Origin of the sequence: Bryobacter aggregatus MPL3, from assembly GCF_000702445.1 — a bacterium.
GTDB classification, from domain to species: domain Bacteria; phylum Acidobacteriota; class Terriglobia; order Bryobacterales; family Bryobacteraceae; genus Bryobacter; species Bryobacter aggregatus.
On sequence record NZ_JNIF01000003.1, the window covers coordinates 2,947,859 to 2,960,666 of the forward strand.

At 58.2% G+C, this 12,808-nt stretch carries 12 protein-coding genes; 5 read left to right on the forward strand and 7 right to left on the reverse strand.

Annotated features, from left to right (window positions below; genetic code table 11):
• Window positions 1–2: 2 nt before the first annotated feature.
• Window positions 3–437: a division/cell wall cluster transcriptional repressor MraZ gene (locus M017_RS0113795; protein ID WP_155121407.1), complete on the reverse strand. Its 435-nt coding sequence runs from the start codon at window positions 435–437 to the stop codon at window positions 3–5.
• 271 nt (window positions 438–708) lie between these two features.
• On the opposite strand from M017_RS0113795, the gene M017_RS0113800 reads away from it, so the two are divergent.
• The 4 genes from M017_RS0113800 (at window position 709) to M017_RS0113815 (ending at window position 4,417) form a co-directional block, all read left to right on the forward strand.
• Window positions 709–1,254, forward strand: a complete 546-nt coding sequence (locus M017_RS0113800) for an inorganic diphosphatase (protein WP_031498631.1) — start codon at window positions 709–711, stop codon at window positions 1,252–1,254.
• 66 nt (window positions 1,255–1,320) lie between these two features.
• The gene (locus tag M017_RS0113805; protein ID WP_031498632.1) at window positions 1,321–1,698 is read left to right on the forward strand and encodes a BlaI/MecI/CopY family transcriptional regulator; all 378 of its coding nucleotides are present in this window, start codon (window positions 1,321–1,323) and stop codon (window positions 1,696–1,698) included.
• Window positions 1,695–3,203, forward strand: coding sequence for a M56 family metallopeptidase (locus M017_RS27720; RefSeq protein WP_051670061.1), 1,509 nt, complete (start codon window positions 1,695–1,697; stop codon window positions 3,201–3,203). Before M017_RS0113805 ends, M017_RS27720 begins: the two co-directional genes overlap by 4 nt.
• Before the next feature lie 155 nt (window positions 3,204–3,358).
• Entirely contained in the window at window positions 3,359–4,417 is a 1,059-nt protein-coding gene (locus tag M017_RS0113815; protein WP_031498634.1) for a hypothetical protein, read from the forward strand.
• Between the two features lie 57 nt (window positions 4,418–4,474).
• Here M017_RS0113815 and M017_RS0113820 read toward each other — a convergent pair whose 3' ends face one another.
• Complete coding sequence (locus tag M017_RS0113820) at window positions 4,475–5,812, reverse strand: Gfo/Idh/MocA family protein (protein WP_031498635.1); 1,338 nt, start codon at window positions 5,810–5,812, stop codon at window positions 4,475–4,477.
• Between the two features lie 19 nt (window positions 5,813–5,831).
• On the opposite strand from M017_RS0113820, the gene M017_RS0113825 reads away from it, so the two are divergent.
• Window positions 5,832–6,725 (forward strand): sugar phosphate isomerase/epimerase family protein, encoded by an 894-nt coding sequence (locus M017_RS0113825; protein ID WP_031498636.1) that lies wholly within the window; start codon window positions 5,832–5,834, stop codon window positions 6,723–6,725.
• On the opposite strand, the gene lysA is transcribed toward M017_RS0113825, so the two are convergent.
• Genes lysA through M017_RS0113850 form a run of 5 tightly spaced genes read right to left on the reverse strand, consistent with a single transcriptional unit; the run spans window position 6,699 to window position 12,786 of the window.
• Window positions 6,699–7,943, reverse strand: a complete 1,245-nt coding sequence (gene lysA, locus M017_RS0113830) for a diaminopimelate decarboxylase (protein ID WP_031498638.1) — start codon at window positions 7,941–7,943, stop codon at window positions 6,699–6,701. The genes M017_RS0113825 and lysA overlap by 27 nt on opposite strands.
• Before the next feature lie 3 nt (window positions 7,944–7,946).
• Window positions 7,947–9,695: a GAF domain-containing protein gene (locus M017_RS0113835; protein ID WP_031498640.1), complete on the reverse strand. Its 1,749-nt coding sequence runs from the start codon at window positions 9,693–9,695 to the stop codon at window positions 7,947–7,949.
• On the reverse strand, window positions 9,695–10,366 hold the full coding sequence (gene deoC / locus M017_RS0113840; protein ID WP_031498641.1) for a deoxyribose-phosphate aldolase: 672 nt from the start codon (window positions 10,364–10,366) through the stop codon (window positions 9,695–9,697). The genes M017_RS0113835 and deoC overlap by 1 nt, the downstream gene beginning before the upstream one ends.
• A 36-nt stretch (window positions 10,367–10,402) precedes the next feature.
• Window positions 10,403–11,320, reverse strand: coding sequence for an ABC transporter permease (locus M017_RS0113845; RefSeq protein ID WP_031498642.1), 918 nt, complete (start codon window positions 11,318–11,320; stop codon window positions 10,403–10,405).
• Window positions 11,317–12,786, reverse strand: a complete 1,470-nt coding sequence (locus M017_RS0113850; protein WP_238325890.1) for a sugar ABC transporter ATP-binding protein — start codon at window positions 12,784–12,786, stop codon at window positions 11,317–11,319. The genes M017_RS0113845 and M017_RS0113850 overlap by 4 nt, the downstream gene beginning before the upstream one ends.
• Window positions 12,787–12,808: the final 22 nt, after the last annotated feature.

Consider the following 12,808-nt stretch of genomic DNA (forward strand, 5'->3'; position numbering starts at 1 on the left):
CTTTACCGCATACCAGCGAGTCGCATTCGCTTTGCGGCTTCGGCCGCGTTCGCACGGCCCTTTTCACGCATCGCTTCATAACGCGTCGCTGTCATGACGACCAAATGGTCGCGGTCTTTACCCATCTGACAGGAAGCGGGCAGCTCGGTAATTCCAAGCCGTTGCCGAAGGACTGGGGGGAGGGTCAGTCGGCCGTCACTGTCAGGGGAAACATCGTCTCCGAGATCCTTCATGCGAAACAACGTATTTTCAGCGTCCTCAGCCAGATCCGGGTTCAAGCCCATTTCTTCGAGGAATTCGCATTGCTTCAAGAAAGCGTCTCGGGTATAAATCTGAATATCGAGTTCATCACTCGAAGTGAGAAAGAACTGTGTCCCAAGACCCACCATATACTTCAGGTAGCCTGATGGAACTTTTAGCCGACCCTTCGCATCCACGGAACACGCGTGATAGCCCAGTGGGGCTACCGCGTCTCCGGGTTGGAGTTGGTCTGCCAAGTATCAAATCCGAGGTGGAATTTGGGAATCTGGTCCACTTCTGGCCACTTCCCGCCACTCCCTGATAGTAATTCGATTCGCCGGGCAAAACAAGACCCTTTGGCAAATTAATTGCTCTCTTGCGGACGCGCATCTATTCGTCTTTTCTTTGCCTTAGGAGGAAAGCTAAGGACCTGGAGTAGTCCCTGCGATTTGCTACATTAATAGGGCTATGCACGGACTGTCCTTGTACGACATCGATCCTGGCCCGGAGTCGCCCGAGATCGTGCGGATGATTGTGGAAATCCCCATGCACTCCGCCAATAAATACGAATATGACGGCGAGTTTGGGCTTTTCCGCCTGGATAGGTCGCTTTACGCGTCCGTTCATTACCCCGGAGATTACGGATTCATCCCCGGCACTTTGGCGGAGGATCACGATCCGCTCGATATTCTCGTGCTCGTCTCGGAGCCGAGCATCACGGGTTGCATGATGCTGGTCCGGCCCGTCGGAATTCTGAACATGATCGATAGCTCGGAGCGTGATCAGAAGATCCTGGCGGTGCCGACGCGGAATCCCCGTTTCGAGCAAATCCACACCATCGATCAGGTGTTCCCTCACACACGGCGCGAGATCGAGCACTTCTTCACCATTTATAAGGAACTGGAAGGCAAGCGGACGGTGATGGAAGGCTGGGGCGGTCCGAAGGAAGCGCGCAAGGCGATCCTCGAGTCTCGTCAAAGCTACTTTGAGGCCAAAGAAGCGCCTCCTAAATAAACCCCTTGCATTCGGAATTCGATCCTGCTAGATTTCCAGCATGTGCTGGTTTTCTAGCAGGATGGTATGAACGAAACACTCAGCCGCCGCGAGCGGCAGATCATGGACATCCTCCACCGTCTGGGTCGGGCCAGCGCGGCCGACATTGAGGCGGCTCTCCCCGATGCGCCCAGCTATTCGGCGGTGCGGGCCCATCTGCGTACTCTCGAAGACAAGGGGCACATCCGTCATGAGATGGAGCAGCTCCGCTATGTCTTCTTCCCGACTGTCAACCCCGAACGCGCCCGTAGTTCCGCATTGCGCCATCTGGTGGATACCTTCTTTGGCGGATCCGCGACGGATGCGGCGGCGGCCTTGCTTGACCCGAAGTCGGCAACGCTGCCTCTTGCCGATCTCGATCGTCTGGCGGATCTGATCGAAGAAGCAAGGAAGGAGGGCCGATGATTCCCTCTTCCACACTGACACTCGGTCTGCAATCGGCGTTGCTGCTTGCGATCGCGGCCAGCGTCACCTGGCTGCTGCGCCGCTCCAATGCCGCCTTGCGCCACTATATCTGGACCCTGGCGCTGGCCTTTCTGCTGGTATTGCCGTTTTGGCCTGTGCAGAGTTTTCGCGTGCCTGTGCCAATTGCACAGAGTGCCGCCACACGGATTGTTGTGACCGCGGATGGGAGTCGGCTTGGCCCGAGTGCCATCGATGCCGCCACGGTGCTTCGCGGGCTCTGGATGGGCGGCGTGCTGCTCCTGCTCGCTCGCATGGCGGGATCGCAGTTCCGGGGCTGGCGTCTGGCGCGCACGGCCACGGTGTGGCAGGAGGATGCCTTTCTTTCGTCCTCCATCGCAGTTCCGATGGTGGTGGGGCTGTCTGCGCCCAAAATTCTGCTCCCTCTCGACGCTGTCGATTGGGAGCCGGAGCGTCTCGAGGCTGTGCTCGCTCATGAGCGGATGCACGTGCTGCGCCGCGATCTCTTCTGGAAGTTCCTCGCGCAAATCGCCTGCGCCGCCTATTGGCCGAATCCCCTCGTTTGGTTTGCCGCCCGTCAGCATGACAAGGAATGTGAACAGTCTTGTGATGACGGCGTGCTGCTTTCGGGAGTCCGGGCCACCGACTACGCGAAACACCTGGTCTCGATCGCTCGCAATCTGCGAGCGGGTCCTCAACTTGAAGGAGGTTTATCCATGGCAACGACATCGACTCTCGAGCGCCGCCTGACGGCACTGCTCAATCCACTCACTTCTCACAAACCGCTGACGCGAGGAACGCTACTGACGACGGCGGCGCTCAGTCTCGCGCTCCTGGCGCCGATTGCTGGCTGGAATCTCGTTGCACAAACGATGGGAGGAACCAATGGGATGGTAGTGGACCCGAGCGGCGCGCCCATTGCGGACGCACGGGTGACGCTTGTGTTCCCAGCGGGCAGCAATGACCGGCGCGAGATCACACGCACGCATGCCTCAGGCGACTTCCATTTTCCAGCACTGCCCGAGGGGGTTTATACGCTCCGCGTGGAGAGCCCGGGATTTGGTCCCCTGGAGCAGGCTGGCTTGTTGCTGGGCAAGCCGGGCGAAGCCCCGATTCGGATCACGTTGAATGTGGGCGGAATTCGCGAGTCCGTGCAGGTGTCTGCGGTGCCCGGGCCGGCTAGCGAGCCGAAGCAGATTCGCGTCGGTGGCAATATCCAGGCGACGAAACTGGTGAGCCAAGTGCGTCCGCTGTACCCGGCGGATTGCCGTACAGAGCGGGTGCAAGGCACCGTGCTTTTGAATGCGGTGATCGGGGTGGATGGCAGCATTGTCAGCCTGAAGCCGATCAACGAGTTTGTCGACGTGCGGCTTCGCGACACCGCGATCGACAGTGTGAAGCAATGGCGCTACACGCCGACACTCTTGAATGGAAATCCAATTGAAGTGGCCACCGTGATCGAAGTGAACTTTACGCTGTCCCGGTAGGGCGATGTTGCATTGAAAAGATGGGGCGAATTCGTCAGCGCTGCGGATTCGCCCTTTTTATTCCTTGTCAGGAAGAACCGATGTCCTTTGTTGTTCGAATATTCTTTTGCCTTGCGATAGTGGGGCTGAGTGGGTGTCACCGGGCGCGTCCTTCTTTGACGCTCTCCGTGCCGGACACTGCGTTTCGGATTGTTGAGAAAGACGGCGCGAGCTTGTTGCTTCCTCCGCCGGCGGCCACTTCCTTCCATACCCAAGAACTCTCCATCTCTTTGCCGAAACAGAAGCTGAGCCCATCTCGCACGGCGGCTTGCCAGGTGAGCAATGATCTGTTCCAACTGCAGATTCTGGATGATCGGGCTCTCCTGCGCATGTCTCCGGTGGACTCGTGGTGGAAGCAGGCGGATGCGAGTCTCGATGAAGTGCTGCCGAGCTTGGAGACGCTGGAACATCGAAGATGCCTGTCTACGCACTCCGCGCTGCAATTGCAGCAGATCATTCGAGAAAGCCTTCCGATGCGCCCCGGCCAAAGCCTCTATGGCGCATACGGCTATCGCATGGGCGGCGGCGGGCTGGACCTGCGATCGGGCATGCGCGTGAGTCTCCAACGAGCCCATTTCCGTATTCCTGCGGCACTACGGAAGTCGCCAGCGGATGGCTTCATTGGGATTAGCACAGTGCAGTACGAAAGGGGCGAGGACGGGGACTTTCGCCGCTTGGGTGTGGAGTACAGTTCTGATCTGTTGCGGCAATCGCTGCGTCGGGGCTGGCAGGACCTCTACTTTGCGCGTGAGGCCGGGGCGCGGCCGGTCTACCGGCTCTTCCTGCTGACGCATTATGTCCGGGCGGGAATCCAGCGCTCGGCGATTGTCATTGGCGCGTCCAGCGTCGCACAGCTCAGCGACGTCGAGAAACAACTGAAGCAAGATCCAGGTGCGCCGTGTTCAAGTCTGGCCCGTGCGAAGGTGGCCTGCGTTCTCTTTGAGGGGGAAGTGACGGCGTCTGTCGAGTTGCTGGCCAGGATCGATGGCACGCCGACCTATGTACCCTGGGGGACGACGGTGCGGACGGTGCTGCAACAAAGGAAGAAGGAACTGCCGACGATGCAACTGCGCCGCTTGTGGGCGAAGCAATTGCTTTCCGTCGAGGTGGACGGCGACCGGAACTCGCTGCTCGACCTGGCGCTGGTTGCCGGAGACGAGCTCAGCTGGGAATGAAAAAGGGCGAATCTGCTTTGTGTGCAGATTCGCCCTTTTCGTTTGCGAGGAACTTGGCTAGGCCTTGATCTTCATCGCCGTCGGGTCCCATTGCACGAGCCGCTTCTCGAAGTAGCTGGTGTTGCTCAACAGGGCCGGTGCGGCAGCGCGCAGGCCGAAGGTAGCGTCTTCAATGACGGCCCGCTTGTTGCGGATGGCGTCGTAGAAGTTCGCGTGATGCGCGAACTGTTCTGCATAGCCAGCCGGAAGCTTATAGCTATAGGAGGTGGCGGGGCGCATGCTGTCGGCGCTGGGCTTCTGGTCGGGATACTGTTTCTTGTACTCGTCCAGGAACTGCTTTTTGACGGCAGCAGGGAAGGGCTGCAGATCGTAGCCGGGGCGTGCCTCGCGCGGGGTGGAGTGGACCGTGAAGCCATTGCCGACGTCGAGCGTGATGTAGCCTTCGGTGCCGACAAAGCGGAAGCTCTGCCCACCGCCGGTGCCCGCTTCAAAGTTCACACGCAGGGTGATTTGATGAGCGCCGTGAGTGGCTGTCTTGGGGTAGTCGTAGAGACCGATCATCAGATCGGGTACGTCGCGGCCATCGTTCCAATAGTAAGTGCCGCCGCTTGCAAAGACGCGCTCGGGGCCGTTGGAATCCATCACATAGTGGATGCCGCTAAACAGGTGGACGAACAAGTCACCCGCGATGCCGGTGCCGTAATCCTGGTAGTTTCTCCAGCGGAACAAGCGGATGGGTTCAAAGGGACGCTTCGGCGCGGAGCCGATGAAGCTATCCCAGCTGACCGTGCTGGGCGAGGCGTCGTAGGGGATCACATACTGCCAGGCGCCGAGCGCGCTGTTGCGATCGTAGAAGGCTTCGATCATGCGGATCTCGCCGATCTTTCCTTCCTTGATCACTTCCCGCAGGCGAGCGTAGAGAATCGAGCTGACGCGCTGGCTGCCCACCTGGAAGACCTTACCCGACTTCTTCTCGGCCGCAATGATCTTGTGACCGTCTTCGGGGTTCTTGACCATCGGCTTTTGACAGTAGACATGCTTGCCGGCTTCGAGCGCGGCGACAGCCTGCGTGGCGTGCCAGTGATCGGGAGTGGCAATGATGACGGCGTCGATGTCCGGACGTGCGAGTAACTCCCGGTAGTCGCGCGTGGTGAAGATCTGCTTGCCGAACATCTCCTTCGCGTTAGTGAGCCTACCTTCATAGACATCGGCGACCGCGACGAACTCGACGCCATCCACGGTGGAAGCGGTCTTGACGTCTCCAAGGCCCATATTCCCCATGCCGATACAACCGACACGGATCTTGTCATTCGCGGATATCTTCTGCGCCTGCGCCAGGCTTGCGGTTGCGCCTCCGAGTGCGCTCACTTCAAGGAATTCTCTTCTGGTGGACATGATCTAAACTCAGCATAATATGCCTCTCACACGACGAACAGCTCTTGCTGCCACAATTGCACCCCTCCTGCGTGCGCAACCGCGCCAGCAGATCGCCGTATCTACCTATTCGTTCTGGCATCTTCGGGGCACAAAGTACCCGCTCGAAAAGGTGATCGAACAGGCCCACGCCATGGGCTTTGATGGTGTCGAACTTCTCCATCGGCAATTCGCGTCGGAGGATAAGGAGTATTTAAACAAGCTGAAGCAGATGGCCTTTGAACGTGGGCTTTCTCTGCCGATGCTGAGCATCCATCAGGACTTTGTCTCACCCGATGCTGCTGAGCGTAAGAAGAATATCGATCATACGAAGCATTGCATCGATCTCGCGGCGCAACTGGGGATTCCCGCGATCCGTCTGAACTCGGGCCGTTGGAAGACGATCAAGAGCTTTGACGATTTGATGAAGGTGAAGGGGGACGAGCCGCCACTTGCCGGATATAAGCTGGACGACGCCAAACGCTGGTGTGTCGATTCGATCAATGAAATCATCCCGCATGCAAAGTCTGCCGGAGTGCGGATGGCTCTTGAAAATCATTGGGGCCTGACGACGAATGTCGCGGTTCTTCTGGATCTGTGGAAGGCTGTAAATTCACCCTGGCTCGGGATCAATCTCGACACCGGAAACTTCCCTGAGAAGCCTTATGACGGCATCAGCACCCTAGCTCCGCATGCCACCATTGTGCAGGCGAAAACCTATTATGGCGGGGGCGTCTGGTACACCCTCGATCTCGACTACAAGCGCATTGCCAAGATCCTGGCCGATGCGAAATTCAGTGGGTGGGTGAGCCTGGAGATGGAAGGCAATGAGGATCCGCTCACTGCCGTTCCCAAGAGTCTGAAAGTGCTACGGGATGCGTTCGCCTCGCACTAAGTCGTCCCAGTTTTCGCGTTCGCGAATCACTTCGAAGCGGCTGCCGTCGATTAACACCTCGGCGGCACGGCCGCGCGAATTGTAGTTCGAAGACATTCCGAATCCGTAAGCGCCCGCCGTTTTCACAGCCAGCAGATCGCCGCTCTCCATAAGTGGCAATCTGCGCTGTTTGGCGAGCCAATCCCCACTTTCACAAACCGGACCCACGATGTCGGTCAGGATCTCTCGCGAATCCTTCTGCACCACCGGCACAATCTCGTGAAATGCCTTGTACAGCGAGGGGCGGATCAAGTCATTCATGCCGGCATCGACAATGGTGAATTCCTTGCCTCCGTTGTTTTTGCGATACAGCACGCGTGTGAGTAGCACGCCGGATTCCGCCACAATCGAGCGGCCCGGTTCGACGGTGATGGCGAGTCCTGTTCCTTCCACAACTTTGCGGAGAGCAGCCAGGGCCAACCCAATTGAGGGGGTGCGCTCATTGGCTTCGTACTTGACGCCGAGCCCGCCGCCCAAATCGAGGTGCGCAATGGGGAGCCCCGCGGCTTGCAGGCGCTTGGCCAATGCCACCAGCCGCTGGACGGCTTCCACCATCGGTGCGGAGTCGAGCATCTGGGAGCCAATGTGGCAACTGACGCCGGTCATCGCAACATGCTGCAAGGTGGCCGCATATTCGTAGGCTTTTTCGACGACACTCATGTCGATGCCGAACTTGTTTTCGCGCAGGCCGGTGGAGATGTACTCGTGAGTGACCGGATTCACATCCGGGTTGACGCGCAGGGCCACCTGGGCTTTCTTCTTCATCTCGCCAGCCACCTGATCGAGCACGTCGATCTCGGCAATGCTTTCGCAATTGAAGCTGGCAACACCCTGTTCGAGGGCGTAGCGGATTTCGGCGGCAGTCTTGCCCACGCCGCTGAAGACCACCTTTGAGGCATCGCCTCCGGCACGCAGCACGCGGAAGAGTTCGCCGCCGCTCACAATGTCAAAGCCGGCCCCTTCGCGCACGAGTAAGTTCAATATGGCAAGGTTTGAGTTTGCCTTGACGGCGTAGCAAACGCGGCTGTCCAAGCCTGCTAAGGCATCGGCATATTCCCGGTAGCGTTCGCGAATCATTCCCGCGCTGTATACGTAGGTCGGCGTCCCGCATCGCTCGGCTACAGAGGTCAAATGTACATCTTCGACGCACAAGCGTCCCTGTCGAAATTCGTAATTCATCGCCTATTTCACTTTCAGAATCAGTGCACTCTGGTCATCGTGAATGCTCACTGCGCTTCGGTACTCATCCAGGTCGCTGAGCACCTTTTCAAAGATCAAGCCTGGAGCCACTTGCTTGTAACGTTGGAACGATTGCTTCAAACCGTTTTGTCCAAATGGCACACCCTCGGCATTGGCCTGGTCTTCAAATCCATCGCTGAACAATCCCACCAGATCGCCGGTCTTGACGATGCTGACGGTTTCATCATATTCCCGATTCTCGAGCAGGCCGAGCGGCACTCCTTCGAGATGAAGCCTGGTGACTTTGCCATCCCGCATGAGCAAGGGGAGGCCGCCTCCCGCGCTTGCGAAGGTCAGTTTCTTTTCATCGGCGTCCCAGCGCACCAGCATCAAAGTGACATACTGCCCTTCGACGCGGCGTTCGCAGAGCCGGTCGTTCAACACCTTCATCATCTTGGCCGGGGAGAGCCGGCGGTAGGCCATGCTGCGCAGAAAGCCGGAAACCATGGCGCCGTACAGGGCCGCAGCCGCGCCTTTGCCGCTCGAATCGCCAAACGCGATGAGTGCGACCTTCTCTTCAATCTCGAACACATCATAGATGTCACCGGTGACCTCGCGGGCCGGACGCATGCCCATTCCGATCTCGAGTCCGTGGATCCCCGGATCTTCCTGTGGCAACAGCAGGCTTTGCACGCGCCGGGCGGCGATCAAATCCTGTTCCATCCGCAACTGGCGTGAGGCGACTTCTTCATACAGCCGGGCATTCTCGATGCTGGCGGCCACCTGGGGCGCGAGCAGCCCGAGCGTGCGCGAATGCTCTTCCGTAAAGAAGTTCACCCGGTCGCTTTCCACGTCCATTACTCCAATGACGCGATCGTTCACGATCAGCGGGACCGCAACTTCACTGCGGATGCCGGCTGAGGTTTCAATGTAGCGCTCGTCTTCCGCAACATCGGCGACGCGAATGGTATGACGCGCCCGCACGGCGGCTCCTGTCACTCCCATGCTCAATGGAATGTCTGCGCTCTTGCGTTGATCGAAGCGGAGGCTGAAACGATTCTTCAGCACCTGTTCGGCTTCATCCACCAGCATGACGCTGAAGCCGTCGTAATGGATCAGAGTTCGTACGCCGCTCGCAATCTTCTGCAGCAGAATATCGAGGTCGAGAATCGAAGAGAATTCCTTGGTCAGTTGGGTAAGCAGCTTCAGCGTTTTGTGGTTTTGCTCGACACGCCTGTAGAGCCGGGCATTGTCCACCGCGGAGGCCACCCGGCTGGCGATCAGACTCAGCAGCGCTTCTTCGCGCTTGCCATAGGCGTTGAGCCGTGTGCTCTCCAAATCGATGACGCCCACCAGACGGCCACGCGCCAACATCGGGACAGCGACCTCGCTGCGAATCGCATCCAGTGCATTCAAGTAACGACTGTCCGCGCGCACATCTCCGACATTCACCGGTTGGCGGCTTTCGGCTGCCGCACCCACGAGCCCTTCGCCAGGCTTGACTGTGAGCGTTCTGACCAGTTCGTCGCGATGGCCGATCGAATAGCGAACCTTCAATTGCTTCGCACGGTCGCTATAGAGAAGAATGGCGAAGACATCAAAGCCGATCACGCGGTGGATCACATCGCCAACGTGGTCCAAGACCTGATCGAGATCGAGTGTGGCAGAAGTGGTCTCTGCGACTTCCAGAAGAAAGTCCAGCAGCTCTGCCCGCTCTTCAAATTGAACTGTTCGTTCTTTCTGCTTCGCCATTAATACCCACCGCCAGAGGCGCTTGCTCCCTTTACGATGGCAATACTGGCACTTGCTCCGATCCGTGTCGCTCCGGCCTCCACCATTTTCACCGCATCGTCATAGCTTCGCACGCCGCCACTCGCTTTCACGCCTAGCTTATCTCCAACGATGCGGCGCATGAGGCGAATATCTTCGACCGTCGCACCGCCCTTTGAGAATCCTGTCGATGTCTTGACAAAATCCGCTCCTGCCGTCATGCAGATCCGGCACGCGAGTTCCTTTTCGACATCGTTTAACAGGCAAGTTTCCAGAATGACTTTGAGCCGTCCTCCGGCAAGATGGACCATTTCCGCCGTTGTCGCGACATCGACCTCCACATCTGAAATCAAGCCACTCTTCAACGCGCCCACATTCAACACCATGTCGACTTCTGCCGCGCCATCGTTTACGCTCCGCTGTGCTTCCCAACGCTTGACGGCGGCAGGCGTTGCGCCCAAGGGAAATCCGGCTACCGTGCAAACCTTGACATTGCTTCCTTCGAGGGCGTTGACCGCATAGGCGACCCAATAAGGGTTGACACAGACACTGAAAAACTTGTACTCCGCAGCTTCCTCACACAACAGGGCAATCTCTGCTTCCGTCGCATCGGCGCGAAGCAGAGTGTGGTCGATCAACTTGGCTAGATCCATCCTTAATAGGATCGCGCAAAGCCCCGCGTTTCGCTTCTAGACAACGCGCCGTTTGCGGAACTCGTCTACGCTCACTGCCAGAATGATGATGGCGCCGATGATTGCCTGCTGCCAGTACGGAGAAATGCCCTGCAGGTCGCTTCCGTTGGAAAGCAAACCCATGATGAAGGCGCCGACAAGGGTGCCAAGCACACTGCCCTCCCCGCCGCGCAGGCTGCCGCCGCCGATGACCACTGCGGCAATGGCCTGGAGTTCATAGCCCTGTCCGGCTGTGGGTTGGCCGGTCATCAGGCGAGAGGCTTCAATCATGCCCGCCAGGCCGGTGAGTGCGCCGCCAATGGCGTAGACACAGGTGACGTGGAAGGCCACTGGAATGCCTGCGTAGAATGCGGCGTCGGGATTGCTGCCAATTGCAAAACTGTAGCGGCCGAGTTTGGTGTGTTCGAGGATAAAGTGCACAATGGCCGCGCAAGCCATCAGTACCCAGAGAACAAACGGTACTCCGAGGACCGTGCCCTCTCCGAGAAAGCTGAAAGCGGGGGGAATATCATGTACAGGCAAGCCGTTCGAGATGACAAGCGTCAAGCCGCGGATGATGCCCAATGTGCCCAAGGTCACGATAAACGAATTGATCTTGAGGCGCGTGGTGAGATAGCCGTTGAGGAAACCCCAGAATGCGCCTGTCGCGATGCCGACGAGGATGCCAATCGCGATGGGCTGGCCTTTTGCCATCGCCATGGTGCCGAGCAAACCACCCATGGCCAGGATGGAGCCGACACTGAGATCGATTCCACCGGTGATGATGATCATGGTCATCCCCAGCGCCATGATGTTGATCACGGCTGTCTGGCGGATGACGCTCGATAGATTTGTCTCGCTGAGAAAATTAGGGACAAAGCAGAGAGTGATAAATAAAACAATGAGGGTTCCAAACGGGAGCAGCCGTTGAATCATACCTTCGCCTCTTCCTCGAACGCGGCCAGTGCCATGATCTCTTCCTGTGTCGTTTTGCCGGGGAGTTCTCCGGTGATCTTTCCTTGCCGCATGACCAGAATCCGATCGGCTACCTGAATCAATTCGGGGAGTTCACTCGATACCATCAGCACTGCGGCGCCTTGCCGCGCTAACTCGTCCATCGTCTCAAACACTTCCGTTTTCGCTCCCACATCGATGCCGCGTGTGGGCTCATCGAACAGAAAGACCCGGGCGCCTTGGGCCACCCACTTGGCGATCACAATCTTCTGCTGGTTCCCACCGCTCAGCCGCACGCTCTTCTGCCCGGGCCCGTCGGTCTTAATCCGCAATTTTTCAATGTACTTCTGTTCGGTTTCGCGCAGCGCCGCTTTGTTCAGGATGCCCATCGGGGCATGCGCTCCGACGCTGGCCAGCGTAAGGTTCCAACCAACGGGAAGCTGGGTAGCCAAGCCCGTTCGTTGCCGGTCTTCAGGAATCAATGCAATGCCCGCCTTGACGGCATCGCGTGGCGAACGCAGGCTCAATACTTTCCCGCCGACGCTCACCGTTCCACTTTCGAATCGATCGATGCCAAAGATGGCCCGGCAAAGCTCCGTCCGCCCTGCGCCCATCAATCCGGCCAATCCCACGATCTCTCCCGCGCGCACTGTCAGAGAGAGATCACGTAGAATTTCTCCTCGCCGCAGTCCTTCCACCCGCAACAGTTCTGTACCGGGCGGCAGTGCTTCTCGCGAATACATCGCTCCCAGATCCCTTCCCACCATGTGCTGGATCAATTGTGCACGGCTCAAGTCGCACATGTCGCAAGAATGTACGGTTGCACCATCCCGCAAGACCGTGACCCGATCGCCCAGTGTCCGAAGCTCTTCCAGGCGATGCGTGATATAAATCACACCGGCGCCTTTCTGTTTTAGCTTTTGTACGATTTCGAAGACTGCTTTGGTTTCTCCCTCGCTCAAGCTGGAGGTGGGTTCGTCAAAGATCAGGAGGGAAGTGCCATTGGCGATGGCGCGGCAGATCTCAACCAGTTGCCGTCCGGCTGGGCTGAGTTTTTCTACTTTCCAGTTGGCTTGGAGCGGGAATCCATGTTGCTCAATCAACTGGCTGGCTCGCTCCATCATGGCGGCCCGCTTGACAATACCAAAGCCGCCCATTTCCTCACGGCCAAGGAAAATATTCTCGCCGACGCTCAAATGCGGCGCGAGCAGGCTTTCCTGGTGCACCATGGCGATTCCGCTGGCGGCCGACTCCTTGGGATTGAGGAAATCCACCTTCTGCCCGCGAAACAGCATCTCCCCACCATCGAGGCGCTGCATTCCGGCGACGATCTTCATCATCGTGCTTTTGCCGGCGCCGTTCTCCCCCATCAGCAAATGAACTTCCCCCGCGCGCACAGCGAGGTTGCCGTTTCGAAGTGCTGTCACGCCCCCAAAGCGTTTCTGCACCGATTTCATTTCCAATAGCATC